This is a genomic window from Kitasatospora sp. NPDC089509 (assembly GCF_044749365.1).
Lineage (GTDB): Bacteria > Actinomycetota > Actinomycetes > Streptomycetales > Streptomycetaceae > Kitasatospora.
In genome coordinates, this window is the sequence record NZ_JBIVHS010000010.1 from 215759 (window position 1) to 240933 (window position 25175).

Genomic DNA, 25175 nt, shown 5'->3' on the forward strand with positions numbered 1-25175 from the left:
TTCTGCCCTTCGATGCCCAGGATGCAATCCCCGGCGCGATGCCCGCGGCCCCCCGGTTCGACGAATGTTGGCAGCGTCACCAGTCCCGCTGCCGCAGGAAGGCCCACCGTGTTCGTCGCCTGGAGGGATCTCCGATTCGCCAAGGGGCGGTTCGCCCTGATGGGAACCGTCATCGTGCTGATCACCGTGCTGGTCGGCCTGCTGTCCGGCCTGACCGCCGGGCTCGGCCGGCAGAACATCTCCGCGATCACCGGCCTGCCCGCGGACCACCTGGTGTTCTCCAAGCCCGCCGACGGGCAGCAGCTGAGCTTCACCGACTCCCAGCTCACCCCCGACCAGTGGCAGGCCTGGTCCCGCGAGCCGGGCGTCACCTCCGCCCAGCCGCTCGGCATCACCACCACCAAGGCCGCCGCGGGCACCCGCACCGCCGCGCTGTCCGCCTTCGGCGTCCCGGACGGCTCCGACCTGGCCCCGCAGGGCGACCGGATCGCCCCCGGCCAGGCCGTGCTCTCCCGCACCGCCGCCGAGAAGCTCGGCAACCTCACCGCCGGCGCCGACTTCACCATGGCCGGGCACCCGCTGCACGTCGCCGCCGTCGAGGGCGACGCCGCGTACAGCCACACCCCGGTGATCTGGACCAGCCTCACCGACTGGCAGCGGTTCGCCCCCGGCGGGACCGGCCACGCCACCGTCATCGCCCTGCACACCGCCAAGGGCGCCGACCTCGCCGCCGCCGACGCCCGGCACGGCACCGTCACCCGCACCCGCGACGACGCGCTGGCCGCGATCGGCTCCTACACCTCCGAGAACGGCTCGCTGCAGCTGATGCGCGGCTTCCTGTTCGCCATCTCCGCCCTGGTGATCGGCGCCTTCTTCACCGTCTGGACGATCCAGCGCAGCGGCGACATCGCCGTGCTGAAGGCCCTCGGCGCCTCCACCCGCTACCTGCTGCGGGACGCCCTCGGCCAGGCGGTGCTGCTGCTGGTGCTCGGTACGGCCGTGGGCACCGCGATCGCCGCCGGCTTCGGCGCGCTGATCGGCTCCGCCGTCCCCTTCGTCCTGGACGCCCCGACCGTCCTGCTGCCCGCCGTCGTCATGATCGCCCTCGGCGCGGTCGGCGCGGCCCTGTCCATCCGCCGGATCACCTCCGTCGACCCGCTGACCGCCCTGGGGAGCGCCCGATGAGCTTGACCCTCGACCGCATCACCCTCACCTACCCCGACGGCGACGGCCGGCTGACCGCCCTGGACGAGGTCTCACTGACCGTCCCCGAGGGCTCCATCACCGCCGTGGTCGGCCCCTCCGGCTCCGGCAAGTCCAGCCTGCTGGCGGTGGCCGCCACCCTGATCACCCCGGACTCCGGCCGGGTCGTGGTCGACGGCACCGACACCACCGGCCTGAGCCGCGCCGAGCTCACCGCACTGCGCCGCGACCGGATCGGCATCGTCTTCCAGCAGGCCAACCTGCTGCCCTCGCTCACCGCCGCCGAACAGCTCCAGGTGATGGCCCACCTGGACGGCCGCTCCCCCCGCGAGGCCCGCGGCCGCGCCCTGGAACTCCTCGACGCCGTCGGCCTCCGCGACCAGGCCGCCCGCCGGCCGCACCAGCTGTCCGGCGGCCAGCGCCAACGGGTCAACATCGCCCGGGCGTTGATGAACGACCCCACCGTGCTGCTCGTCGACGAGCCCACCAGCGCCCTCGACCACGAACGCGGCGCCGCCGTCCTGGAGTTGATCACCGACCTCACCCACCGCCGGGCCACGGCCACCGTCCTGGTCACCCACGACCGCACCCACCTGACGGCCGTCGACCAGATCGCCGAGGTCCACGACGGCCGCCTGACGCTCCCGGCGGCGGTGGCCTGAGCTACTTCTTCGCCGCCAGCACGTCGTCCACCGAAAGCGTCACCGACGCCCCGATCGACTCCGGCAGTGTGAACGACTGCCCCGGGTGGTGGACGACGTGCACTTGGTATTCGTCGTCCTGCGGCTCGGTCAGCATCATGACCCGCTGATTCGTCCGGTCCACGATGACGTAGACCGGCACGCCGGCCGAGGCGTAGGCGGCCGGCTTCTTCTTCAGGTCGTCGCTGAGATTCGATGACGTGACCTCAAGCACGAGACGGAAGACTTCCGGGTCGTAGCAGTTGTACTCGATCACATGGTCGTCGATGTCGGCGTCAACGATCGACAGGTCCGGTACCGCGTAGTCCGAAGGTCCGCTCGGCAACCAGATACCGACGTTCTGCAGAACGTCGACCTCGTCCCCGTCGAGGCCGGCCGCGAACAGCACACGCATGAGGCGGCTCAGCGACTTACCGTGCGAAGCATTCGGCGGCGGCGTCACGGTGATCTGGCTCCCGACGATCTCGACCCGGTGCCCGACGAACTGGTTGGAGATCAGCTCGGCGGCCTCAAGCAGCGTCGGCTGCTCAACGGCTCTGAGCAGCGGGCGCTGCTCAAAGGGCTCTTCCACTGCTGCGGCGGACATGGAGTTCCTCCTGGCTGCCGATGTCGAGATCATCATCGTAGAACGCGGGCGCCTTCCGTCCCCCGATTCCCACTCTTCACCCAAATGGGTGGTTTAGCCCCTACCGAGCCCGCAGCCGCAGAGCCGGGCGCTCCGGCTCGGCCTCCTCGTCCTGGCCCGCCCAGAGCGACCGGACGTGGCTGAGGTGCCGGGTCATGCAGGCCTCGGCCGCCTCCGCGTCGCCGGTGAGCATCAGGTCCAGCAGCTCCACGTGCTCCTCCGCCGAGGACACCAGCTGCCCCAGCTCGTCCAGCCGGGTCAGCCCGTACAGCCGGGAGCGCTTGCGCAGGTCGCCGACCACCTCCACCAGCCGGGCGTTGCCCGCCAGCCCCAGCAGGTCGAGGTGGAACTGCCGGTCCGCCTCCAGGTAGCCGATCAGGTCGTGCTTGCGCGCGGCCGCGACGATCGCCTCGGCCTCCGGGCGCAGCCGCTCCAGCTGCTCCTTGGTCGCCGTCCGGGTGACCAGGCCGACGGTCGGGACCTCGATCAGGGCGCGGATCCCGGTGTAGTCGTCGAGGTCGCGCTCGGTGAGCTCGGTGACCCGGAAGCCCTTGTTGCGGACGGCCTCGACCAGCCCCTCGCGGGCGAGGTCGAGCATGGCCTCGCGGACGGGGGTCGCCGAGACGCCGAAGTCGGCGGCGAGCGCGGGCGCGGAGTAGACGACTCCGGGGCGCAGTTCGCCGGAGATGAGGGCCGCCCGGAGGGCGTGGGCGACCTGGTCGCGGAGCCGCTCCTGCACGGAGATCAGGGTGCGGGATTTGAGCTCGGCCATGGTGTTCCTCCGGGTGGGTGCAGAACACCAGCGTACAATGTCACGTTACGTTGAGCGCGCAACAATCCGGGATCCGGACGCCCCGTCAACCCCGCCGATGCTCATCGTGGCAGCGGCCGTCGGCCCTGACAACGGCCGACGGCACACGATCTGGCTACGCCGCCCGGAACCTCCCCACCAGCGACGTGAAGCTCGCCGATCCTCTCCACCTACGACCGGACCGCGCCGGACGCCTGAAACGCGAAGGAGCCGGCCCGGTGGGGGATCCCCTCCCACCGAGCCGACTCCGGCTCCACGACTGCCGACCTCCGCCGGGGGCGACACCCCCGGCAGCCGACTCACCCACTACGGCGACTGGGACCGCCCGGACCGGTAGACCTCGGCCGCCACCGCCAGGTCCTCCCAGGCCATCCCGACGCTCTTGAAGAACCGCGGCCGCCCGTCCGGCACCAGCGCGTCGCCGCGCACCAGCTCGGCCAGGTTCCACACCTGCCGCTGCCCCAGCGCACCCGCCATCAGCAGGTCCCCGGCCTCCCGGGCCGCGACGCCGCGCGCCTCCACGTACAGCTCGGCCCGCCCGACCAGCACCTCGTCCACCTCACGGGCGTCCGGCTCGTGCGAGCCGACCGCCGCGACGGCCGCGTGCCCGGGCACCAGCGCGCCGTCGAACAGCGGGGTGCGCGCGGTGGTGCAGCAGACCACGAGGTCCGCCCCGGCGACGGCCTCCGGCGCGCCCACGGCCGCCGAGAGCCCGAGCCCGCGTCCGTACGCCGCCAGTGCGGCCGCCCGACCGGCGTCGCGCGCCACCACCGTCACCCGCCGGAGCGGCCGGACGGCCAGCAGCGCGTCCAGGTGCCCGTACGCCTGCGGCCCGGAGCCGAACACCACCAGGTGCTCGGCCTCCGGCACCGCAAGCCGCGCTAGCGCCGCCGCCGTCACGGCGGGCGTGCGCAGGGCCGTGAGGGCCGCGCCGTCCAGGACGGCCAGCGGCTGCAGGGTCGGTCCGTCCAGCAGCAGGTAGCTGCCGGTGATCCGGGGCAGTCCGAGCGCGGGGTTGGCCGGCGCCACCCCGGCGATCTTGACCCCCGCGTAGGGCCCGGCGGCGGCCGGCATCATCAGCAGCTCCCCGGCCGGTACCGGTACGGCCGACCGGGCGGGTGCCGCTTCCGGGTCGAACCCGTCCAGCAGCACCCGCTCGATCGCCCGCACCGCGTCGGCGGGCCCGACACCGCCGACCCCCGGCACGGCGTACTGGAGCGGCTCAGCCGCCGCGCCGGGCAGATCAGTACCGGTCAGGTCGGAACCGGGCGCAACGACACCGGACGCAACGGAACCGGACGACACAGCAGCACTCACAGCAGGAACCCCGTCCCCAGCCCGTCCCCCGACTCCAGCACGAACCGGTGCTCCCCGGTGCGGTGCGCCGTCCCGCTGACCTCGGTCACCACGCCCTCCGCCAGCGGGTCCCCGCCGGCCAGGACCCGCCCGGTGAACACCGTGCCGATGATCGACTCGTGCCGCAGCTCCTCCCCCGGGGCGAGCCGCCCCTCGGCCGCGAGCACCGCGAGCCGGGCGGAGGTGCCGGAGCCGCAGGGCGAGCGGTCGATCTGCCCGTCCGCGAACACGGTGACGTTCCGCTGGCTCAACACACCGTCGACGGAGGGCAGTTCGTCGTACAGCACCACCCCGTACACCCCGGACAGCCGCCCGTCCTCGGGGTGGACGACCGCCTCGGTGCCGGCCAGCAGCTCCCTGATCTCCCGCCCCACAGCGGTGAGTTCGGGCAGCTGCGCCGGCTCGACCGCGAGGCCGAGCGCGGCCGCCGGCACCGAGGCGTAGCACGCACCGGAGTGCGCCACCGCGACCTCGACCACCCCGCGCGAGGTGGTCAGCGGCAGCTTCAGGGCGCTGACCCGGCTGGGCACGTTGCGGAAGGTGACCCCGGTGGTCCGCCCGCCGGCCCGGTGCACCAGCGCGGTGACCCGCCCGGAGGGCACGTCGATCCGCACCCGGGCCGTGCCGTCGGCGGGCGCCTTGACCAGCCCGGAGTCCACCGCCCAGGCGCCGAGCGCGATGGTGCCGTGCCCGCAGGCCGTCGAGTAGCCGTCCTTGTGCCAGAACAGCACGCCCAGGTGCGCCTCGTCGTCGTCCGGCGGCACCAGGAAGCCGCCGTACATCCCGGCGTGCCCACGCGGCTCCCGGACCAGCAGCTGCCGGACGGTGTCCAGCGCACCGGGCCGGGGCGCGGTGGCACTGCCGCCCGCGCCGAGCACGATCGCCCGGCGCTCGGCGACGCTGTCGCCGGGGATCGGGGGCAGCCCGCCCAGCACGATCCGGAACGGCTCGCCGGCCGTGTGGTAGTCGACCGCGTCGACGGTGTCGAGCAGGTCCACCGTGCGGGCGCCCATCACGCGCCCCCGCCCGGCAGCACGCTGACGGTACGGCTGACGGTGTAGAAGTCCAGTGCGGCCTGGCCCTGTTCGCGGTCGCCGTGGCCGGCGCCCTTGGCCCCGCCGAAGGGCAGGTGGAAGTCGACGCCGCTGGAGGGGGCGTTGACCCGGATCATGCCCGCGTCCAACCGGTCGGCGGCGGCCAGCGCCACGTCCAGGCTGCGGGTGTGCACCGAGGTGGCGAGGCTGTGCGGGGTGTCGTTGGCCAGCGCGATCGCCTCGTCCAGGTCGGCCGCCCGGTGCAGCACCGCGACCGGTCCGAAGAACTCCTCACGGGCCAGCGGGTGTTCGGCCGGCACGTCGGCGAGCAGGGTGGGTTCGAGGTACCAGCCGTCCCGCTCGGGCACCCGCCCGCCGGTCAGCAGCTCGGCCCCGGCCGCCACCGCCGAGGCGACGGCGACGGTCAGCCGCTCCCGCGCGGCGGCGTTGATCACCGGCCCGCACACCGCGTCGTCGACCGATGCCAGCGCCTTGACCAGCGCCTCGCGCAGCGGCTGGTACGCCGCACCGACCGCGATCACCCGGCTGGTGGCGGTGCACTTCTGCCCGGCGTAGCCGGCGACGGCGGCCGCGATGTGCCCGGCGGCCAGCTCCACGTCCGCATCCGGCAGCACCAACGCGGCGTTCAGGCCGCCGAGTTCGGCCTGCACCGGCACCCCGCGCCCGGTGGCGGCGCGGACCACCGCACGCCCGACCCCGGTCGAACCAGTGAAGGACACCACGTCCGCGGCGTCGACCAGCGCCTCGCCCTCCTCGGCCCCGCCGGGCAGCACCGTGAACACGTCCGCGGGCAGCCCGGCCGTTCCGGCCAGCTCCGCCAGCCGCAGCGCGCACGCGGTCGCCTCGGGGGCCGGCTTGAGCACCACCGTGTTGCCGACCGCCAACGCCGGCGCGGCCTTCCAACTGGGGATCGCCAGCGGGAAGTTCCACGGCGCGATCAGCCCGGCCACCCCGTACGGGCGCCGCCGGGTGAGCAGCAGCCCGGGCCCGGCGGCGGTCTCGTGCACCGCCCCGGACGGCGCGTACGGCGCCTGCGCGTAGTACCGCCAGATCGCCGCGGTCCGGGCGACCTCGCCGCGCGCCTCGGCGAGCGGCTTGCCGACCTCGCGCACGATCAGCGCGGCCAGTTCCCCGGCGTGCGCCTCGACCGCCTCCGCGAGCCGCCCCAGCGCCGCCGACCGGGCCCCCGCCCCGGCCGCGAGCCAGCCGCCCTGGGCGGCCCGGGCCCGTCCGACGGCGGCCCGCACGGCTTCGGCGCCGGGTGCCCCGACCGCGACCACCAGGTCGGTCGGATCGGCGGGGTTGTACGAGGTGATGCTCACAACTACCAGCCCTTCAGAGCGAGTTCACAGCAGGTTGGACAGCGGGGGTCAGAGCAGGAAGCCCGCCGGGAACGGGTCGTCCGGGTCGAGGAAGTACTGGGCGGTGCCGGTGACCCAGGCCCGTCCGGTGACGGTCGGCACCACCGCGGGCCGCCCGGCGACCTCGGTCTCCTCGACCAGCCGCCCGGTGAAGGTGGTCCCGATGAAGGAGTCGTTGCGGAAGTCGCGCCCGAGCGGCAGTTCGCCGCGGGCGTGCAGCTGTGCCATCCGCGCCGAGGTGCCGGTGCCGCAGGGCGAGCGGTCGAACCAGCCGGGGTGGATGGCCATCGCGTGCCGGGAGTGCTCGGCGGTGGAGCCGGGGGCGAGCAACTGGACGTGGTGGCAGCTGTGGATGGACGGGTCCTCCGGGTGCACCGGCCGGTCCGGGCCCGCGTTGATCGCGTCCATCATGGCCAGGCCCGCGTCCAGGATCTCCTGCTTGCGCTCGCGCTCGAAGGGGAGCCCGAACTCGGCGAGCGGCAGGATCGCGTAGAAGTTGCCGCCGTACGCGAGGTCGTAGCGGACCGTGCCGTAGCCGGGCACCTCGATCTTGCGGTCCAGTGCGACGGAGTACGAGGCCACGTTGCGGATGGTGACCGCCTTGGCGGCGCCGCCCTCGACCCGCACCTCGGCGACCACCAGCCCGGCGGGGGTGTCCAGCCGCACCGTGGTGACCGGCTCGACCACCGGCACCATCCCGGTCTCGACCAGCACGGTGGCGACTCCGATGGTGCCGTGCCCGCACATCGGCAGCAGCCCGGAGACCTCGATGTAGAGCACCCCGAAGTCGGCGTCCGGCCGGGTCGGCGGCTGCAGGATCGCGCCGCTCATCGCCGCGTGCCCGCGCGGCTCGTACATCAGCAGGGTGCGGAAGTGGTCCAGGTGCTGCTGGAAGTGCACCCGGCGCTCGGCCATGGTGGCCCCGGGGATGACGCCGAAGCCGCCGGTGATCACCCGGGTCGGCATGCCCTCGGTGTGCGAGTCGACGGCGTGGAACACGTGACGGCTCCGCATGGCCTCACAACTCCCTCTGATGAACGGTCGGTTGAGGCCGGCTGCCCGCACAGCCGGCCCGGACGGGGGAAGGCTACGCCAGACCCTCGGCCAGCGCCTTCTCGGTGGCCGCACGGACGGCCGCCTCGATCTCCGGGAGCAGCGGCTGACGCGGCGCCCGGACCGGCCCGCCGGGGCGGCCGGCGATGTCCATGGAGAGCTTGATGGCCTGGACGAACTCGGTCTTGGAGTCCCAACGGAACAGCGAGTGGAGCGACTTGTACAGCGGCAGCGCGGTCTCCAGGTCCCGCGAGACGGCGGCGTCGTAGAGCGCGACCGAGGCCTCCGGCAGCGCGTTGGGGTAGCCCGCGATCCAGCCGACGGCCCCGGCGATCGCCAGCTCCAGCAGCACGTCGTCGGCGCCGATCAGCAGGTCCAGCCCGGGGGCCAGCTCGGCGATCTCGTACGCCCGGCGGACGTCCCCGCTGAACTCCTTGACCGCCACGATCGAGCCCTCGCCGTGCAGTTGCGCGAGCAGCGCGGGCACCAGGTCGACCTTGGTGTCGATCGGGTTGTTGTACGCGACGACCGGCAGGCCCGCCTTGGCGACCTCCGCGTAGTGGGCGCGCACCGAGTCGTGGTCGGCCCGGTAGGCGTTCGGCGGCAGCAGCAGGACGGAGCCCGCCCCGGCCTCCGCGGCCTGCTCGGCCCAGCGGCGGGACTCGGCGCTGCCGTACGCGGCGACGCCGGGCATGACCCGGGCGCCGTCGCCGGCCGCCTCGACCGCCACCTCGACGACCCGGGCGCGCTCCTCGGCGGTGAGCGTCTGGTACTCGCCCAGCGAGCCGTTGGGCACGACGCCGTCACAGCCGGACTCGATCAACCAGCGGACGTGCTCGGCGTAGGCCTCGTAGTCGACGGAGAGGTCCGGGCGCAGCGGGATCGTGGTGGCGACCATGATGCCGCGCCAGGGACGGGTGGTGTCACGGGGGGTGATGGACACGGTGTACTCCTTGGTGAGGTGTGACATTTTATTAGAGGAGACGGGCCGGAGACAAGAGTCCCCGGCCCGCGCGTTCGACGGGCCGTCCCGGGTCGGCCCGGGACGCCCCCGAGGAGGCCTAGACGTCCGTGGCCGGGCAAGGGCCGGAGGCGGCGGGGGCGGAGTCAGCGACCCCCGCCGCCAGCTGGGAGAGCGGCACCGGGCAGGCGAACGGCCGCCGGTCCGCGCCCGGCTCGCCCGAGCCGGACAGGCAGGCCACGGCCGGACCGCACATCCGCCCCTGGCACCAGCCCATCCCGGCCCGGGTGAGCAGCTTGACGGTGCGGGGGTCGCCCGCGCCCAGCTCCTCCACGGCCTCCCGGATCCGGGCGACCGGCACCTCCTCGCAGCGGCACACGTCGGTGTCCGGCCGCAGCCACCCGGTCCAGCCGGGCCCCGGCCGGTGCGCCGCCGCCATCAGCGCGGCGAAGGCCCGCAGCCGCGCCCGGCGGCGCAGCAACGACCGCTCGGGCGGCTCCCCGACCCGCCCGGAGAGCTCCGCGGCGATCGCGTGCGCGGCCAACTCCCCCTCGGCGAGCGCGAGGTCCGCGCCGCCGACGCCGTTGGTCTCCCCCGCGGACCAAAGGCCGGGCACCGAGCTGCGCAGCCGGGCGTCGACCCGCAGCGCGACCGCGCCGTCCGCCCCGGTGACGGTGGCCGCCCCGAGTTCGGTGGCCAGGTCGATCTGCGGCAGCAGCCCGTGGCCGACGGCGAGCGCGTCGCAGTCGATCCGCCGCTCGGTGCCGGGCAGCGGTCGCCAGTCGGCGTCCAGCCGGGCCACCGTGACGCCGGTGACCCGGTCCGTCCCGTGCGCCTCCACCACCGCGCTGCGCGGCCGCAGCCGGACGCCGTGCCGCAGCAGCGCGCGGCCGTGCCCGGCGCCCTCGACCAGCTTGGCGGGGACGGCCGCCAGCACGTCGGGGCGCCGGGCGTACCCGAGGTAGTCCGTCGCCTCGACCACGGCCGGGACCTCGGCCCCGGCCGTGACCAGCGAGGAGGCGGCCGCGAGCAGCAGCGGCCCGCTGCCGGCCACCACGATCCGCCGACCGGGCAGCACCAGCCCGGCCTTGAGCATGGCCTGGGCGCCGCCCGCGGTGACCACCCCGGGCAGGGTCCAGCCGGGGAACGGCAGCTGCCGCTCGTAGGCCCCGGTGGCGAGCAGCACGGTCCGGGCCCGGACGGTGGCCCGGTCGCCGCTCTCCGGCCCGCGGGTGACGTGCACCGCGAAGCCGTCGTCGGTCCGCTCCAGGGCCCACACCTGGTGGCCGCCGCGGAAGTCCACCCGGTCGTGGGCGGCCAGCCGCCCGGCCAGCCCGGCGTAGACCGACCAGCCGTGGTGCAGCCGGTCCGGCCGGGCCGCGCCCAGGCCCGGCGCCGGGTGCCGGTAGTACTGCCCGCCGGTGCTCTGCCCGCCGTCCAGCAGGACGCAGCGCAGCCCCAGGTCGGCGGCGGTGACGGCGGCGGCCAGCCCGGCGGGCCCGGCACCCACCACGGCGAGGTCGTAGGCCCCCGACGGCCCGGACGACTCCGACGGCCCGGACGGCTCCAACAGCCCGGACGGCTCCGACGGTTCGAACGACTCAGACGGCGAGGTCGGCACGGCCGTGGCCCTCCTGGGTGGTAACGACGGTGCCCGGCTCGGCGGGCACCAGGCAGGTGCGCTGGTTGGGCCGGCCGTCCACGGTGGCCAGGCAGTCGAAGCAGGCCCCGATCCCGCAGAACACCCCGCGCGGACGCCCGCCGACCCTGGTGGTGCGCCAGGCGAGCACGCCGTCGGCCCAGAGCGCGGCGGCGATCGACTGCCCGGGCAGGGCCCGGACGGGCCTCCCGTCGAACTCGATGTGGTGGGCGGGGCCGGGTGCGGCCTCGACCAGCCCGGCGGGGGTGCGGCGACGCGTCACCGGCTTCTCCAATCCATGGAACGGTACGAGGGGTCTCAGGCGGCCGGGAACCGGTCCGCCCGGAACGGCGCGAGGTCGAGCTCCGGCCGTTTCCCGGTCAGCTGCTCGCTGATCAGCAGCCCGGTGGCCGGCGCCAGCCCGATCCCGGCGCCCTCGTGCCCGCAGGCGTGGTGGAGCCCGGGCACCCGGGGATCCTCCCCGACGGCCGGCAGGTGGTCCGGCAGGTACGGGCGGAAGCCCCGGTAGGTGCGCATCACGACGACCTCGGCGAGCACCGGGAACAGCTCCGCGGCCTGGACGGCGAGCCGGCGCAGCACCTCCTGGGAGAGGGTGCGGTCGAAGCCGACCCGCTCCCGGCTGGCGCCGATCAGCACCGGACCGCCCGGGGTCCCCTCGACCACGGCGGAGGTCTGCAGCCCGGCCGAGCCGCTGGCCACGTCGGCCACGTAGTCGGCGGCGTACACCTTGTGCCGGACCAGCCGCGGCAGCGGCTCGGTGACCAGGACGAAGCCGCGCCGGGGCAGCACCGGCAGCCGCACCCCGGCGAGCGCGGCCAGCTCACCGCCCCAGGTGCCGGCCGCGTTGACCACGGCGGGCGCGGCCAGGCGGCGCCGGTCGGTCCGCACCCCGCGCACCGCGCCGTCCGGCCCCCGGTCGACGGCGGTCACGCTCTCCCCGGTGAACAGTTCGGCGCCCATCCGACGGGCCTCGCGCAGCAGGTGGGCGGCGGCCAGGGCGGGCTGCACCTGGGCGTCCTGCGGGTACCGGAAGCCGCCCGCCAGTCCGGGGGCGAGGTGCGGCTCCAGCTCGCGCAGCCGCTCGGCCGGGACCTCCTCGGCCTCGACCCCGGCCGCCCGCTGTCCGGCGGCGAAGCTCCGCAGCGCCTGCTGCCCGGCGGCCGTCGAGGCGACCACCACGCCGCCCTTGGCCTCGTACTCCATCGCCGGGCCGAGGTCCTCGGCGAGTTCGCGCCAGAGCCGGGTGCTGAGCAGGGCGAGGTCGAGCTCGGGGCCGGGTTCCTTGTCCGAGACCAGCAGGTTGCCCTCGCCCGCCCCGGTGGTGCCCCCGGCCACCGGCCCGCGGTCGACGACGGCGACGGCGAGCCCGGCGCGGGCGGCGTAGTAGGCGCAGGCGGCGCCGACCACTCCGGCGCCGACCACGACGACGTCCAGGGGAGGTCTGTGGGTCTTCAGCACGTCAGTAATATGTCACATGCCATCCACCGTGCCAAGAGCACAGATCCCCCGAAATGAACCCCAAAGGAACCGCCCTCCCGGGAGCAGGAAGCCCGGGAGACGGAAACGGCCCCGGCCCTCCGCACGAGGCGAAGGACCGGGGCCGCCGGACCCAACCGGTCACCCGGTCACCCGGCTCAGGTGATGTCGTCCATCTGCTCCCGGCGCGCGGTCGGCACCGGGGCCGCACCCGCCGCCGGGGTCGAGGAGGCCTGGACCAGCTCCGCACCGGCCACCGGCTGCACCGACAGGTCCACGTGCGAGGCCTCCTCGTCGTCCAGGTCGGCGTCCGGGTTGTTCCGGCGCTTGCGCCGGTCGTTCATGATCGCGATGCCCACCGCGACGAAGTAGAGCGCCCAGATCGGCGCGGCCAGCGTCAGCATGCTCACCGGGTCGGCACTCGGGGTGGCGAAGGCCGCAAACACCGTGATGCCCATGACCATGCCGCGCCACCAGCCGAGCAGCCGCTTGCCGGTGATCATCCCGACCTGGTTCAGCATCACCAGCAGCAGCGGGAACTCGAAGGCCAGGCCGAAGACCAGCACCATCCGGGTCGCGATGTCGAGGTAGTCCTCGGGCGGCAGGATCGGCGTGGTGTTGTTCGGGGTGAACGAGATCAGCACGTCGACCGTGGTCGGCAGCACCAGGATCGCCACGGACACACCGGCCAGGAACAGCGGCGCCCCGCAGGCCATGAAGACGATCGCGTACTTCTTCTCGTGCTTGTGCAGCCCGGGCGCGATGAAGGCCCACACCTGGTACAGCCAGATCGGCACGGTCGCCACCACGCCGGCCGTCAGCGAGACCTTCAACATCCAGGTGAAACCGGCGGTCAGACCGATGTTGGAGACCTGGGCGCACTTGCCGTGGTACTGGCTCGCCGTCTCCACGGTGCAGCGCGGCAGCGGCTCCAGCAGGAAGTCCTCGATCTGCTTGTGGTAGATCGCCGCGATGATGGTGATCACCACGATCGCCAGGACCGACTTGACCACGCGGTTGCGCAGTTCCCGCAGGTGGTCGGCGAGGGCCATCCGCCCCTCAGGATCCTTGGGCGCCTTCTGCGGCGCCTTGGAGAGCTTGCTCAACCCCGGTCCTCAACTCGTGCGTCGAGGCCCGCCGGTCGACGGGCCTCCGTGGTCGCGTACGTCGCGTGCGCCGCGTGCGCCAGGTGCTTCGGGTACGTCGGGCACCTCACCCGCGGCACGCTCAGTGCGGGCGGTCGCCGCCGGGCGTTCCCGGACCGCTGCCGGGTTCGGCCACCGGACGGGCCGTGGCCGAGGCCCCCGGAGCGGACTGGACGGTCCTCGCCGTGGGCTCCGCCGAGACCTGCGGCTGGGCGGGCGGCGCGGACTGCGCGCCGCCGTCCGGCTCGTTCTCCGAGCGCATCGCCTTGGCCTCGCTCTTCAGGATCCGCATCGACTGCCCCAACGAGCGTGCCAGCTCGGGCAGCCGCTTGGCTCCGAACAGCACGATGGCAACCACCACGACCACCACGATCGCGGTCATCGAGAAGCGCATGCGCCGACCACCTTCTGCATCCGCGGCCCGGCAGGGCCGCCCGTCGCGGATGGTAACCGCTGCGGGTGACGTCCCGACGAAGGCCGCCCGAACAGGACAGCGGCCCCCGGTTCGCAGTTCAGGAGCCACTTGAGAGCGTAACCCGCCCCTACCTCCGAGCAGCAGCCCCCGTACCGCCGACGTCCTCGCTGTGCTAACGGTTCCGCCGTGCCGGACCGAACAGCACGTCGTGCCGGACCGGCCCTAGCGGTTCGGCTGCGCCGCCGGTACCGCCGAGGCCAGCTCCCCCGCCGCCTCGGTCAGCGCCCGCGCGGCCGCGTCCACGCCCTTGGCGAGCGCCCGCACGTCCAGCCAGAGCCGGATCGCGAGGACCCCGAGGACCAGCAGGCCCGCGGTGGCGAGCAGGACGGCGGCGACGAGCATCCAGGACATGCGCCCACCCTATACGGGCCGGAAAAACGGCCCCCACGGACGCCAGGGCCTGTCCGGCCGGACAGGCCCTAGCCCTCCGCCGGAACGAGCCGCATGGTGCGCACGCCCGCCGCGGTGAGCGCCTCGACGATCTTCTCCCCGGCCGGCTTGCGCACCGCCGCCCCGCAGAGCGGGCAGCCGAAGCTGTAGTGGGCCTGCGCCGGGGTCCGGCCGAGGGTCAGCCGGAACTCCTCGGCCGGGAGTTCGATCTTCTCCCGGCACTGCGAGCAGTACACCTTGAATCTCGTCCCGGGCTCCACCGCTCAGACCCGCCCCTCCCCGTAGGCGGCCAGCGCCTCCCGCGCGGCCGAGCGCGCCTGCTCGGCCAGTTCGGGCGGCGAGACGATCCGGCCGTCCCGGCCCAGCCGCAACGCCAGCGGGCGCAGCTGGGAGGGGTCGGCGCTGCGCAGGGTGATCCGCAGTCCGCCGTCGGGCAGTTCCTCGGCCCGGTCGTGGGTGTAGTACTCGGCGACCCAGCGGCCGCCGGAGGAGACCTCCACCACCACCTCCGGGTCGTCCGCCGCCGGGTTGACCAGCCCGCCGCTCAGGTCGCGCGGCTCGCGCCGGGGCGGGTCGGCCGGGACGTCCAGGACGCGGATCTCGGCGACCCGGTCCAGCCGGAACATCCGGTGGTCCTCCGAGGTGCGGCACCAGGCTTCCAGGTAGGTGTGGCCCTCGGTGAGCAGCCGGATCGGGTCGACCTCGCGCTCGGTCATCCCGCCGCGCCCGTGCGAGTAGTAGCGCAGCCAGAGCCGGCGGCCCTCGCTGAGCGCGCGGTCGATGTCGGCGAAGACGTGGCTCTCGGCCTCGAAGGTCACGCCGACCCGGGCGCTGCCCTCGGCGCTCTCCCCCGCCGCGTTCTCGATCTTGGCGACGGCCCGGGTGAGCGCCTCCCGGTCCCCGGCCCGCAGGCCCGGCAGCCCGGCCACCGCCCGTGCGGCGACCAGCAGCGCGGTGGCCTCGTCGGCGGCCAGCCGCAGCGGCTGGGCCACGTCGTCGACGTTGTGCCACCAGATCCGCTCGCCGTCGGTGTCGATGTCGAGCAGGTCGCCGCCGCGGAAGCTGGTGCCGCACATCGGCAGCACGTTGAGGTCCCCGATCAGCTCGCGCTCGCTGATCCCGAACGCCCGGGCCACCTCGGCGACCTCGGCCCCCGGCCGCTCGCGCAGGTAGGTGACCAACGACAGCATCCGTCGCGTCTGGTCGATGGCGTTGCTCATGCGTCCGCTCCTTCAAGCCCCGCGACCGCCCGCAGCCGGTCGACCACATCCGCCCGCAGCTCCTCCGGCCCGAGCACCAGCACGTCCGGCCCGAACTCCGCGAGATCGGCGCCCAGCCCGTTGCCGTACGGGATCTCCAGCTCGTCCCAGCCCTCGTCCACCCGGGCGCTGCTCAGCGCCTTGGTGCGCAGCGGGAAGCCGGCGCCCCGGCGGACCCGGACGGTCGCGGTGGCGGTGGCCCCCTCACCGGCGAACTTGGCCACGGTGGCGCGGACGTCCACGTGCTCCGGCACGGTGCCGAGGAAGGCCCCGGTCCTGGCCTTCACCCTGCCGGTGATCCGGCTGAGCCGGAACACCCGGGCGTCGCCGCGGTCTCGGTCGTACCCGGCCAGGTACCAGTGCCCGCGCCAGCACTCCAGCGCCCACGGCTCGACGCTGCGCTGCTCGACGGCGGCGGCACCGGCCTTGCGGTACTCGAAGGTGACCGGACGGCGGTCGCGGGCGGCGGTGAGCAGCGGCTCGAACGCGGCCTCCCGGGCGGGGATCCGCGGCTCCAGGGCGGTCCGGCCCTCGGCCTCGGTGAACGGCACCCCGGCCGCGCGCAGCTTCTGCAGCGCGCCGCTGGCCGCGCCGGACATCTTGGCCTGCTGCCAGACCCGGGCCGCCAGGGTCAGCGCGGCGGCCTCCTCGGCGTCCAGCGCGATCTCCGGCAGCCGGTTGCGGTCGGCGCGGGCCAGGTAGCCGAGCTCGCCGTCCAGCGTGCTCTCGTCGACGTCGATCACCAGGCCGAGCTCGCGCAGGTCGTCCTTGTCCCGCTCGAACATCCGGTTGAAGGCGTCCTCGCTGCTGTTCTGCCAGGCCTCGCGGTACGCCTCGATGGATTCCCGCAGCTCCTTCTTGGAGAGCGGACGTCTGGTGTTCATCAGGCACAGGGCGAGATTCATCAGCCGCTCTGCCTTGGCGATCGCCATCGCTGACCCTTCCGGTGTGCCGCGCCGCGCGCGGGGTGCGCCAACCGGGAGATCCTCACCCGGCGGGACCGACCGTACCGGTAGCGGTACGCACTGCAAAAGCCGCGTCCCGAAACACCGGTGCCCCGGACCCCGGGCGGGGTTCGGGGCACCGTTCCGGCGGGCTCAGACGGCCAGCAGGTCGACCACGAAGATCAGGGTCGAGTGCGGCGGGATGGCCGAGGTCGGCGACTGGGCGCCGTACGCCAGGTGCGACGGGATGGTCAGCTCGCGACGGCCGCCGACCTTCATGCCGACGACGCCCCGGTCCCAGCCCTTGATGACCCGGCCGCCGCCCAGCGGGAAGCGGAACTCGTTCGGGCTCCGGTTCCAGCTCGCGTCGAACTCCTCACCGGTCTCGAAGGTCACGCCCACGTAGCGGACGCTGACCATCTGGCCCGACTTGGCCTCGTCGCCGTCACCGACGACGATGTCGCGGATCTGCAGCTCGGTCGGGGCGTCGCCGATCGGGAAGTCGATCTCGGGCTTCTCGTTCAGGTTCACAGCCATGGTCCCTCTTCTCACGTTCGCAATTCCACACACGACCAAGCGGCGGGCGCCCGCACCAGGTCCGGTCAGGACCACGGTACGGGCGCCCGCCGCCCGTCAGGACCGGCCACGCGGCCGGTCCCGAAGGTCACACGCCCACCATTGTCACCCGAAAAGCGGATCAGCCCTGACCGGCGTCGAGGATGTCCACCACGAAGACCAGGGTCGCGCCGGGCGGGATGTCGCCCTGGCCCTTGTCCCCGTAGCCCAGCGAGGCCGGGATGACCAGCTCGACCCGGCTGCCGACGGTCTGGCCGACCAGCCCCTGGTCCCAGCCCTGGATGACCTGGCCGCCGCCGACCGGGAAGGAGAACGCCTGGCCCTTGCTGAGCGAGGAGTCGAAGACCTTGCCGTCCTTGGCCAGCGCGCCGGTGTACTGGACGACGACCTTCTCGCCCTTCTCCACCGCCGGCCCGGTGCCCTTGATCAGGACGTGGGTCTTCAGCTCGGTCGGGTCCTTGGCGCCGGCCACCGGGGTGATCTCGGCCGGCTTCTTGCCGTTGTCCTTGACCTGCGGGAAGTCCGCCGGCGGCGGGGTGACGGTACCGCTCACCACGGCGTCGGGCGCGCTGGCGTTGCGGATGTCGATCACGAAGATCAGGTCGTCCTTGGCGCCGATCGACATGTCCGGCTTGCCCTGGGCGCCGAAGGCGGCGGCCGGCGGGGCCACCACCAGCACCCGGCTGCCGGCCTTCTTCCCCATCACGGCCTGGTCCAGCGCCGGGATCAGCGAGTCGGTGCCGGCCTGGAAGATCTGCGGCTTGCCCTTGTCGTCGTACGAGCTCGGGATGTCCTTGCCGGTGTTCCAGTCCTTGGCGGTGTAGTCCACCGAGGTCCAGGTGTTCTTGTCCACCTTGGGGCCGTTGCCCTCGGACAGCACCTTCACCACGAAGGAGCCGTCGGAGGCCTCACCCGGCACCTGGATGTCGGCCTTCTTGCCGAAGTCCCCGACCACGGTCGGCAGCACCTTGGCGCTGTCCTTGATCGGCGGCACCGGCTCGGCGGTCGGGGTGGGCGGCGCGCTCTTGGTGGCGTCCGGCTTGGCCGCCGCCGCGTCGTCCTTGGAGCCGTCCTTGTTGACCATGTACAGGGTGACGCCACTGCCGACCAGCAGCAGGGCGATCACGGTGCCGAGGATCACGCCCAGCCGGCCGACGCCGGGCGGGTTCTCGTCGTACCCGGCCTCCGAGCTGTCGGCCTTGCGGACGTTGCTGGCGAAGATCTGCGGGGCGTCGTCCTCGTCCGTCTTGGTCCCGCCGGCCGGCCGCGGCTTCTCGCCGGGCTGTGCCCAGCCGGCCTGCTGCGCCAGGATCGCCGGGGGGACGACGATCGACTCACGGTCCGCGGCGACCTGGCCGCCGGGGCGGGAGGCGGCCGGGTCACCCGCAGGGCTGTCGTTCGCCGCGGTGCCGGCCCCGCCCGGGCTCGGCGTCTTCTCAGTCATGACTCCCCATCCATCTCGCCACGAGGTCTTCCAGGTCTGCGACCGGCGTGGTTCCCGCCGGTCTGCCGCCGCACGGTCCGCCCCCGGACCTCGGCGCCGGGCGGCGCCTGCCACAGTGCGAGGGCAGTATGACAGCTCAGGATGAGGGCGGACGCTTCGTTGTACGAGCGTCCGCCCAAGCGTACGGAATCCTCCCGACGACTTCCTAGACCGTCTGCTAGACGGCTTCCAGAATGTCGATCACGAAGACCAGCGTGGAGTTCGGCGGAACCGCCCCCTGGGCCTGGTCCTTGTACCCGAGCGCCGGCGGCACCACCAGCAGCACCCGGCTGCCCACGGTCTGCCCGACCAGCCCCTTGTCCCAGCCCTCGATCACGCTGCCGGTGCCGATCTGCACCGCCTGCGCGCCGCCGTGCGTCCAGGAGGCGTCGAACTGCTGCCCGTTGCTCCACAGCACCCCGGTGTACTGCACCACCAGGGTCTGTCCGCTCTTGACCTGCTTGCCCTCGCCCTTGATCAGCACCGCCTGCTGGAGGTCGGTGGGCGCGGCCTGCCCGGCCGGCACGGTGATCCCCACCGGCGCCTTGCCGTTGTCCTTGACCTGCGGCAGCGTCGCGGCCGCCTGGGTCATGGCGCCGGTCAGCGTGGAGTCCTGCGGCAGGCTCTCCACGATGTCCAGCACGAAGACCACGGTGTCGCCCTTGTTCACGCCCAGCTGGCTGGAGCCCTGCTCGCCGAAGGCCGCCGCCGGCGGCGCCACCACCAGCAGCCGGGTGCCCACCTTCTTGTCGATCACGGTCTGGTCGAACGCGGGCACCAACTGCCCACTGCCGGCCTGGTAGAGCTGCGGCTTGCCGCTCGGGTCGTACGAGCTGGCCAGGTCCTTGCCGGTGGTCCAGTCCTTCGCCGTGTAGTTGACGGTCACCCAGTCGCCCTTGCCGACCGTCGAGCGCTCCCCGTCGACCACGGTGTTCACCACGAACTGGCCGCTGGGCTGCTGCCCCTCGGGGATGGTGATGGTGGCCTTGCTGCCGAAACCGCCACCCGAAAGAGTGGGCATCGGGGACGCCTCACCCACCGGTGCGGGCACCGTCGGAGCGGCACTCGCCGTGGACGGCGTCGCCGGTCCGGCCGCCTTGGGCGAACTGGTGCACGCGACGGCGAGCAACAGCGGCAGGGTGAGAAGCAAACCGGCGGTGCGGCGCACGGTGGTCCTAACTGTCGGTCGAACTCGGCTCCCCCCGAATCGAGCGACAGCGTATGCCCGGCATGCGTCCGGCCCCGGTAGACACCACCGGGGCCGGTCAACGCGTGGGGCACGGCACACGCCGCACGGTCACATGCCCGCGATCAGCTTCTCCACCCGCTCGTCCACCGAACGGAACGGGTCCTTGCAGAGCACCGTGCGCTGCGCCTGGTCGTTCAGCTTCAGGTGCACCCAGTCCACCGTGAAGTCCCGGCGCTGCTCCTGCGCCCGGCGGATGAAGTCCCCGCGCAGCCGGGCCCGGGTGGTCTGCGGCGGGATCGACTTGGCCTCGAAGGTCTTGAGGTCGGTGGTCACCCGCTTCGCCTGGTTCTTGCCCTGGAGCAGGTAGAACAGGCCGCGGCGACGGTGGATGTCGTGGTAGGCCAGGTCGATCTGGGCCACCCGCGGGTTGGACATGCTCATCTGGTGCTTCTCGCGGTAGCGCTCGATGAGCTTGTACTTCATGATCCAGTCGATCTCGGTGGCCACCCCGTCCAGCCGCTCGCTGCGGACCGCCTCCAGGGTGCGGCCCCACAGGTCGAGCACCTGAGCGATGGTGCCGGTGTTGATGCCCTTGCGGTCGGCGAACTCCAGGGCCTTGGTGTAGTACTCCTCCTGGATGTCCAGCGCGCTGGCCTCCCGGCCGTTGGCGAGGCGCACCTGGTGGGTGCCGGTGAGGTCGTGGCTGACCTCGCGGATCGCCCGGATCGGGTTCTCCAGGGTGAGGTCGCGCATCACCACGCCGGCCTCGATCAGCCGCAGCACCAGGTCGGTGGAGCCGACCTTGAGCAGGGTGGTGGTCTCCGACATGTTGGAGTCGCCGACGATCACGTGCAGCCGGCGGTAGCGCTCGGCGTCCGCGTGCGGCTCGTCCCGGGTGTTGATGATCGGGCGGGAGCGGGTGGTGGCGGAACTGACGCCCTCCCAGATGTGCTCGGCCCGCTGGCTGACGCAGTAGACCGCGCCGCGCGGGGTCTGCAGCACCTTTCCGGCGCCGCAGATCAGCTGGCGGGTCACCAGGAACGGGATGAGCACGTCGGCCAGCCGGGAGAACTCGCCGTGCCGGGCCACCAGGTAGTTCTCGTGGCAGCCGTAGGAGTTGCCGGCCGAGTCGGTGTTGTTCTTGAAGAGGTAGACGTCCCCCGCGATGCCCTCCTCGTGCAGCCGCCGTTCGGCGTCCACCAGGAGTCCTTCGAGGATCCGCTCGCCCGCCTTGTCGTGGGTCACCAGCTCGGTGACGTCGTCGCACTCGGGGGTGGCGTACTCGGGGTGGGAGCCGACGTCGAGGTACAGCCGGGCACCGTTGCGCAGGAAGACGTTGCTGCTGCGGCCCCAGGAGACGACCCGGCGGAACAGGTACCGCGCGACCTCGTCCGGCGACAGCCTCCGCTGCCCGCGGAACGTACAGGTCACGCCGTACTCGTTCTCCAGCCCGAAGATCCGGCGGTCCATGAGCACTCCATTCTTGTCGGAGCTGTCCGAAACCGCCTCCACGACGACTGGGCCGCCGCAGGGGCACCGGAACCCCGCACGACGGCGGTCCGGCCGCCGTACGGGATTCCGCAGGCACTGCTACTCCGGCGCGCTGGCCGCCGGGTCGTCCTCGTCGTCCGCCTCGGCGGACTGGTCCCCGTCGAGCAACCGGCCGAGCTGGTTGCCCAGGATCCGCTTGAACTTGCGCTGCTGGAACCGCTGACGGTCGAGGACCGCGACCTCCAGCTGCTCCGGGGTGAGGGCCCGCGGGCTGCCCCCGTTGGGGTCGCGGGCGAGCGAGTCGACCGCGACCTTCACCGCCTCGGTGAGGCTGAGGCCGACCCGGTGGCGCTGGCCCAGGTAGTTGCCGATCGAGTCGGCGTTGCCGCCGACCACGACGTAGTTCTTCTCGTCGACGACCGAACCGTCCGGCGTGAGCCGGTAGATCTGGTCCTGGTCGGCGCCGCGGCCGACCTCGGCGACGATCAGCTCGACCTCGTACGGCTTCTCGCCGACCGAGGAGAAGACGGTGCCCAGGGTCTGGGCGTACACGTTGGCCAGGCCGCGGGCGGTGACGTCGGCCCGGTCGTAGGAGTAGCCGCGCAGGTCGGCGTAGCGGACGCCGCCGATCCGCAGGTTCTCGAACTCGTTGTAGCGGCCGACCGCCGCGAAGGCGATCTTGTCGTAGATCTCGGAGACCTTGTGGAGCGCCCGGGAGGTGTTCTCCGCGACGAAGACGATGCCGTCGGCGTAGGTGAGCACGACCACGCTGCGGCCTCGCGCGATGCCCTTGCGGGCGTACTCCGCGCGGTCCGCCATGGCCTGCTGGGGCGAGACGTAGAACGGTGTCGACACCGGCGGTCGTCCCTTTCCTGTGAGGTGATGGCTAGATCAGCGGGGCCTGCGGGCCGTTGGGCCGGCTCAGGCGCTCGTCCGTGATGGCGACCGCGGTCTCCGCGACCTCCGCGTCGGTGAGCCGGCGGAAGCCGTCCTCGGTGATCAGCGAGACGATCGGGAAGATCTTGCGGGCCAGGTCCGGTCCGCCGGTGGCGGAGTCGTCGTCCGCCGCGTCGTAGAGCGCCTGGACGACCAGGGTGACGGCCTGCTCGGCCGTCAGGTCGTCCCGGTACAGCTTCTTCAACGAGCCCCGGGCGAAGACCGATCCGGAGCCGGTGGCGGCGAAGCCGCGCTCCTCGGAGCGCCCGCCGGTGACGTCGTAGTTGAAGATCCGGCCGCGGCCGAGGTCCACGTCGTAGCCGGCGAAGACCGGCACCACCGCGAGGCCCTGCATCGCCATGCCGAGGTTGCCCCGGATCATGCTGGTGAGCCGGTTGGCCTTGCCCTCCAGGGAGAGCGTGGTGCCCTCGATCTTCTCGTAGTGCTCCAGCTCCAGCTGGAACAGCCGGACCATCTCGATCGCGAGCCCGGCGGTGCCGGCGATGCCGACCGCGCTGTACTCGTCGGCCGGGAAGACCTTCTCGATGTCGCGCTGGGCGATGACGTTGCCCATGGTCGCCCGGCGGTCACCGGCGATCACGACGCCGCCGTCGAAGATCGCCGCCACGATCGTCGTCCCGTGCGGGGCCTCGACCACGGTTCCCTCGGGGAGCCCGTGGTGGCCGGGCAGCAGCTCCGGCTTGTGCTCGGCGAGGAAGTCCAGGAACGAGGAGGACCCCGGGGTCAGGAAGGCAGCCGGTAGACGCCCGGTGCCACGGATGTTGGCTTCCACACGATTCCTTCCAGGTAGCTTGAAGCGCGCATTGCCCGCACCCTACCCGCCGACGATCACTGTCCACGCGTGGAGGGGCCGGTGCCGGGCGGCCGGGCGGACAATGCCGCCCGACCGCCCGGAACGGTCGCGACCGTGAAATTCCCGTTCGCCGGGGAGGGGCTATTGCCCGCCCTTCTGCACGAATCCGCGGACGAAATCCTCGGCGTTCGACTCGAGCACTTCGTCGATTTCGTCCAGGACCGCGTCGACGTCGTCGCTCAGCTTTTCCTGGCGCTCCTTGAGGTCGTCGGAATTCTGGGTTTCCGCGACCTGCTCCTCGACCTCCTCGGAGGAGCGGTTTGCCCGCTGCTGGCCGCCGCCGGTGTCCTTGCTCGCCATTTCCCTCACCCCGCTCGAATCGTCTGGCACGGTTTGGTCGGTCGGTCGTTGCCGGTTGGCACCGACCCTATACACAAGGTGCGACTGCCGCTCCCGGTTTGCCGGTGGCGCTTCCTGTCCAACACCCGCCGCCACCCCGAATGATTCCCATTCGGCGGACGTTCACCCGTGGTGATCGAAAAGTTACCCGCCGGACAGCACGCGCAGCAGGTCCTCGGCCGTGCGGCAGCGGTCCAGCAGCTCCTTGACGTGGTTGCGGGTGCCGCGCAGCGGCTCCAGGGTGGGCACGCGCTGCAACGAGTCCCGGCCCGGCAGGTCGAAGATCACCGAGTCCCAGGAGGCCGCCGCGACGTGCTCCGCGTACTGCTCCAGGCAGCGCCCGCGGAAGTACGCCCTGGTGTCCTCCGGCGGCTTGGTGACGGCCCGCTCGACCTCCTCCTCGGTCAGCAGCCGCTCGAACCGGCCACGGGCCACCAGGCGGTTGTAGAGCCCCTTCTCGGGCCGTACGTCGCTGTACTGGAGGTCGACCAGGTGCAGCCGCGGGTTGTCCCACTCCAGGGCGTCCCGGCTGCGGTAGCCCTCCAGGATCTCCCGCTTGGCGATCCAGTCCAGCTGCTTGGAGAGCGACATCGGGTCGCGCTCCAGCCGCCCCAGGACGTCCTCCCAGCGGGTCAGCACGTCCACGGTCTGCTCGTCGGCGTCGGTGCCGAAGCGGTCCTCGACGTACTTGCGGGCCAGCTCGAAGTACTCCAGCTGCAGTTGGACGGCGGTGAGTTTGCGCCCGTTGCGCAGGGTGATCAGGTGCTTGAGCGTCGGGTCGTGGGAGACCCGGTGCAGGGTGCGCACCGGCTGGTCGACGGCGAGGTCGGAGGCGATGAAGGAGTCCTCGATCATCGACAGGACCAGGGAGGTGGTGCCCAGCTTGAGATAGGTGGAGATCTCGGAGAGGTTGGCGTCCCCGATGATCACGTGCAGCCGGCGGTACTTCTCGGCGTCGGCGTGCGGCTCGTCCCGGGTGTTGATGATCGGTCGCTTGAGGGTGGTCTCCAGGCCGACCTCGACCTCGAAGTAGTCCGCCCGCTGGCTGATCTGGAAGCCGTTGGCCGAGCCGTCCTGGCCGATGCCGACCCGGCCGGCGCCGGTGACCACCTGGCGGGAGACGAAGAACGGGGTGAGGTGGCGGACGATGTCGGCGAACGGCGTCGCCCGCTTCATCAGGTAGTTCTCGTGGGTGCCGTAGGAGGCGCCCTTGTTGTCGGTGTTGTTCTTGTACAGGTGGATGGTCTGCCCGTTGGGCAGTTCCAGCGCGCGTTGCGCGGCGGCCGCCATGATCCGCTCGCCGGCCTTGTCCCAGAGCACGGCGTCGCGCGGGTTGGTCACCTCGGGCGAGCTGTACTCGGGGTGCGCGTGGTCCACGTAGAACCGGGCCCCGTTGGTCAGGATGACGTTGGCGAGGCCGATGTCCTCGTCGGTCAGCTGGCTGGCGTCCGCCACCTCGCGCGCGAGGTCGAAGCCCCGCGCGTCGCGCAGCGGGTTCTCCTCCTCGAAGTCCCAGCGGGCCCGCCGTGCCCGGTGCATCGCCGCCGCGTACGCGTTGACGATCTGGGACGAGGTGAGCATGGCGTTGGCGTTGGGGTGCCCGGGCACGGAGATCCCGTACTCGGTCTCGATGCCCATCACGCGCCGTACGGTCATGCGGCCCTCCTTGCCCGGTGCCCCGCCCCCGACGGGCGGAACACGCTGACGTACCGCTGAACAACACCGGCGCCGGACGTCTGCCCGCGGACGGTGGGTCGAGCCTATTTCCCGGCGCCGACCGACGGGCCCGGAGACGCGCCGTCCGGCTGCGGG

The 25175-nt window shown here is 72.8% G+C and carries 26 protein-coding genes; 2 read left to right on the plus strand and 24 right to left on the minus strand.

The window, feature by feature from the left end; genetic code table 11:
* The first annotated feature begins 108 nt into the window (after positions 1 to 108).
* The gene (locus ACIP4P_RS22570) at positions 109 to 1185 is read left to right on the plus strand and encodes an ABC transporter permease (RefSeq protein ID WP_400921001.1); all 1077 of its coding nucleotides are present in this window, start codon (positions 109 to 111) and stop codon (positions 1183 to 1185) included.
* Positions 1182 to 1865, plus strand: coding sequence for an ABC transporter ATP-binding protein (locus tag ACIP4P_RS22575; RefSeq protein ID WP_400921003.1), 684 nt, complete (start codon positions 1182 to 1184; stop codon positions 1863 to 1865). Before ACIP4P_RS22570 ends, ACIP4P_RS22575 begins: the two co-directional genes overlap by 4 nt.
* 1 nt (position 1866) lies before the next feature.
* Here the strand turns inward: ACIP4P_RS22575 and ACIP4P_RS22580 are convergent, their stop codons facing one another.
* From ACIP4P_RS22580 to dop, 24 genes are all read right to left on the minus strand, one after another.
* Entirely contained in the window at positions 1867 to 2490 is a 624-nt protein-coding gene (locus ACIP4P_RS22580) for a Uma2 family endonuclease (RefSeq protein WP_400921005.1), read from the minus strand.
* Between the two features lie 100 nt (positions 2491 to 2590).
* Positions 2591 to 3301, minus strand: a complete 711-nt coding sequence (locus tag ACIP4P_RS22585) for a GntR family transcriptional regulator (RefSeq protein ID WP_400921007.1) — start codon at positions 3299 to 3301, stop codon at positions 2591 to 2593.
* 345 nt (positions 3302 to 3646) lie between these two features.
* Entirely contained in the window at positions 3647 to 4657 is a 1011-nt protein-coding gene (locus ACIP4P_RS22590; protein WP_400921009.1) for an ornithine cyclodeaminase family protein, read from the minus strand.
* The gene (locus tag ACIP4P_RS22595; protein ID WP_400921011.1) at positions 4654 to 5709 is read right to left on the minus strand and encodes a proline racemase family protein; all 1056 of its coding nucleotides are present in this window, start codon (positions 5707 to 5709) and stop codon (positions 4654 to 4656) included. The genes ACIP4P_RS22590 and ACIP4P_RS22595 overlap by 4 nt, the downstream gene beginning before the upstream one ends.
* Positions 5709 to 7073 carry an aldehyde dehydrogenase family protein gene (locus ACIP4P_RS22600; RefSeq protein WP_400921013.1) on the minus strand — a complete coding sequence of 455 codons (1365 nt, stop codon included), beginning with the start codon at positions 7071 to 7073 and terminating at the stop codon, positions 5709 to 5711. The genes ACIP4P_RS22595 and ACIP4P_RS22600 overlap by 1 nt, the downstream gene beginning before the upstream one ends.
* A gap of 48 nt (positions 7074 to 7121) precedes the next feature.
* On the minus strand, positions 7122 to 8126 hold the full coding sequence (locus ACIP4P_RS22605) for a proline racemase family protein (protein ID WP_350513004.1): 1005 nt from the start codon (positions 8124 to 8126) through the stop codon (positions 7122 to 7124).
* Between the two features lie 73 nt (positions 8127 to 8199).
* Complete coding sequence (locus ACIP4P_RS22610; RefSeq protein WP_400921015.1) at positions 8200 to 9135, minus strand: dihydrodipicolinate synthase family protein; 936 nt, start codon at positions 9133 to 9135, stop codon at positions 8200 to 8202.
* Between the two features lie 91 nt (positions 9136 to 9226).
* Positions 9227 to 10696 carry an NAD(P)/FAD-dependent oxidoreductase gene (locus ACIP4P_RS22615; RefSeq protein ID WP_400921087.1) on the minus strand — a complete coding sequence of 490 codons (1470 nt, stop codon included), beginning with the start codon at positions 10694 to 10696 and terminating at the stop codon, positions 9227 to 9229.
* 31 nt (positions 10697 to 10727) lie between these two features.
* On the minus strand, positions 10728 to 11048 hold the full coding sequence (locus tag ACIP4P_RS22620) for a (2Fe-2S)-binding protein (RefSeq protein WP_350517238.1): 321 nt from the start codon (positions 11046 to 11048) through the stop codon (positions 10728 to 10730).
* Between the two features lie 35 nt (positions 11049 to 11083).
* Positions 11084 to 12244, minus strand: a complete 1161-nt coding sequence (locus tag ACIP4P_RS22625) for an NAD(P)/FAD-dependent oxidoreductase (protein ID WP_400921017.1) — start codon at positions 12242 to 12244, stop codon at positions 11084 to 11086.
* Positions 12245 to 12420: 176 nt separating this feature from the next.
* On the minus strand, positions 12421 to 13314 hold the full coding sequence (gene tatC / locus ACIP4P_RS22630; RefSeq protein ID WP_400921089.1) for a twin-arginine translocase subunit TatC: 894 nt from the start codon (positions 13312 to 13314) through the stop codon (positions 12421 to 12423).
* A gap of 175 nt (positions 13315 to 13489) precedes the next feature.
* Positions 13490 to 13801 carry a Sec-independent protein translocase subunit TatA gene (gene tatA, locus ACIP4P_RS22635; RefSeq protein WP_400921019.1) on the minus strand — a complete coding sequence of 104 codons (312 nt, stop codon included), beginning with the start codon at positions 13799 to 13801 and terminating at the stop codon, positions 13490 to 13492.
* 243 nt (positions 13802 to 14044) lie between these two features.
* Positions 14045 to 14233 (minus strand): hypothetical protein, encoded by a 189-nt coding sequence (locus ACIP4P_RS22640; RefSeq protein ID WP_350517242.1) that lies wholly within the window; start codon positions 14231 to 14233, stop codon positions 14045 to 14047.
* Between the two features lie 68 nt (positions 14234 to 14301).
* Positions 14302 to 14508, minus strand: coding sequence for a hypothetical protein (locus ACIP4P_RS22645; RefSeq protein WP_350517243.1), 207 nt, complete (start codon positions 14506 to 14508; stop codon positions 14302 to 14304).
* 27 nt (positions 14509 to 14535) lie between these two features.
* Positions 14536 to 15492 (minus strand): YafY family protein, encoded by a 957-nt coding sequence (locus ACIP4P_RS22650; protein ID WP_270148208.1) that lies wholly within the window; start codon positions 15490 to 15492, stop codon positions 14536 to 14538.
* The gene (locus ACIP4P_RS22655; protein ID WP_350517245.1) at positions 15489 to 16463 is read right to left on the minus strand and encodes a WYL domain-containing protein; all 975 of its coding nucleotides are present in this window, start codon (positions 16461 to 16463) and stop codon (positions 15489 to 15491) included. The genes ACIP4P_RS22650 and ACIP4P_RS22655 overlap by 4 nt, the downstream gene beginning before the upstream one ends.
* Before the next feature lie 165 nt (positions 16464 to 16628).
* On the minus strand, positions 16629 to 17012 hold the full coding sequence (locus tag ACIP4P_RS22660; RefSeq protein ID WP_350517246.1) for an FKBP-type peptidyl-prolyl cis-trans isomerase: 384 nt from the start codon (positions 17010 to 17012) through the stop codon (positions 16629 to 16631).
* A gap of 160 nt (positions 17013 to 17172) precedes the next feature.
* Positions 17173 to 18495, minus strand: coding sequence for an FKBP-type peptidyl-prolyl cis-trans isomerase (locus ACIP4P_RS22665; RefSeq protein WP_350517247.1), 1323 nt, complete (start codon positions 18493 to 18495; stop codon positions 17173 to 17175).
* A 217-nt stretch (positions 18496 to 18712) separates the two neighbouring features.
* Entirely contained in the window at positions 18713 to 19555 is an 843-nt protein-coding gene (locus tag ACIP4P_RS22670; RefSeq protein ID WP_350517248.1) for an FKBP-type peptidyl-prolyl cis-trans isomerase, read from the minus strand.
* Positions 19556 to 19831: 276 nt separating this feature from the next.
* The gene (gene pafA / locus ACIP4P_RS22675; RefSeq protein ID WP_350517249.1) at positions 19832 to 21193 is read right to left on the minus strand and encodes a Pup--protein ligase; all 1362 of its coding nucleotides are present in this window, start codon (positions 21191 to 21193) and stop codon (positions 19832 to 19834) included.
* A gap of 120 nt (positions 21194 to 21313) precedes the next feature.
* Entirely contained in the window at positions 21314 to 22069 is a 756-nt protein-coding gene (prcA, locus tag ACIP4P_RS22680; RefSeq protein ID WP_400921027.1) for a proteasome subunit alpha, read from the minus strand.
* 31 nt (positions 22070 to 22100) lie between these two features.
* Positions 22101 to 22943 carry a proteasome subunit beta gene (gene prcB / locus ACIP4P_RS22685; RefSeq protein ID WP_400921029.1) on the minus strand — a complete coding sequence of 281 codons (843 nt, stop codon included), beginning with the start codon at positions 22941 to 22943 and terminating at the stop codon, positions 22101 to 22103.
* A 162-nt stretch (positions 22944 to 23105) separates the two neighbouring features.
* A complete protein-coding gene (locus ACIP4P_RS22690; protein ID WP_030286125.1) occupies positions 23106 to 23324 on the minus strand; it encodes a ubiquitin-like protein Pup in 219 nt (72 codons plus the stop codon).
* Positions 23325 to 23507: 183 nt separating this feature from the next.
* A complete protein-coding gene (gene dop, locus ACIP4P_RS22695) occupies positions 23508 to 25019 on the minus strand; it encodes a depupylase/deamidase Dop (protein ID WP_400921031.1) in 1512 nt (503 codons plus the stop codon).
* Positions 25020 to 25175: the final 156 nt, after the last annotated feature.

Excerpts from the sequence above, each read along its gene's own strand:
- pafA (WP_350517249.1), bottom strand. The coding sequence starts at position 21,193 with ATGGACCGCCGGATCTTCGGGCTGGAGAACGAGTACGGCGTGACCTGT.
- tatC (WP_400921089.1), bottom strand. The coding sequence starts at position 13,314 with ATGGCCCTCGCCGACCACCTGCGGGAACTGCGCAACCGCGTGGTCAAG.
- dop (WP_400921031.1), bottom strand. The coding sequence starts at position 25,019 with ATGACCGTACGGCGCGTGATGGGCATCGAGACCGAGTACGGGATCTCC.
- ACIP4P_RS22595 (WP_400921011.1), bottom strand. The coding sequence starts at position 5,709 with ATGGGCGCCCGCACGGTGGACCTGCTCGACACCGTCGACGCGGTCGAC.
- tatA (WP_400921019.1), bottom strand. The coding sequence starts at position 13,801 with ATGCGCTTCTCGATGACCGCGATCGTGGTGGTCGTGGTGGTTGCCATC.
- ACIP4P_RS22640 (WP_350517242.1), bottom strand. The coding sequence starts at position 14,233 with ATGTCCTGGATGCTCGTCGCCGCCGTCCTGCTCGCCACCGCGGGCCTG.
- ACIP4P_RS22655 (WP_350517245.1), bottom strand. The coding sequence starts at position 16,463 with ATGGCGATCGCCAAGGCAGAGCGGCTGATGAATCTCGCCCTGTGCCTG.
- ACIP4P_RS22610 (WP_400921015.1), bottom strand. The coding sequence starts at position 9,135 with ATGTCACACCTCACCAAGGAGTACACCGTGTCCATCACCCCCCGTGAC.
- ACIP4P_RS22580 (WP_400921005.1), bottom strand. The coding sequence starts at position 2,490 with ATGTCCGCCGCAGCAGTGGAAGAGCCCTTTGAGCAGCGCCCGCTGCTC.
- ACIP4P_RS22660 (WP_350517246.1), bottom strand. The coding sequence starts at position 17,012 with ATGGCTGTGAACCTGAACGAGAAGCCCGAGATCGACTTCCCGATCGGC.
- ACIP4P_RS22575 (WP_400921003.1), top strand. The coding sequence starts at position 1,182 with ATGAGCTTGACCCTCGACCGCATCACCCTCACCTACCCCGACGGCGAC.
- ACIP4P_RS22650 (WP_270148208.1), bottom strand. The coding sequence starts at position 15,492 with ATGAGCAACGCCATCGACCAGACGCGACGGATGCTGTCGTTGGTCACC.
- ACIP4P_RS22665 (WP_350517247.1), bottom strand. The coding sequence starts at position 18,495 with ATGACTGAGAAGACGCCGAGCCCGGGCGGGGCCGGCACCGCGGCGAAC.
- ACIP4P_RS22585 (WP_400921007.1), bottom strand. The coding sequence starts at position 3,301 with ATGGCCGAGCTCAAATCCCGCACCCTGATCTCCGTGCAGGAGCGGCTC.
- ACIP4P_RS22605 (WP_350513004.1), bottom strand. The coding sequence starts at position 8,126 with ATGCGGAGCCGTCACGTGTTCCACGCCGTCGACTCGCACACCGAGGGC.
- ACIP4P_RS22690 (WP_030286125.1), bottom strand. The coding sequence starts at position 23,324 with ATGGCGAGCAAGGACACCGGCGGCGGCCAGCAGCGGGCAAACCGCTCC.
- ACIP4P_RS22670 (WP_350517248.1), bottom strand. The coding sequence starts at position 19,555 with ATGCCCACTCTTTCGGGTGGCGGTTTCGGCAGCAAGGCCACCATCACC.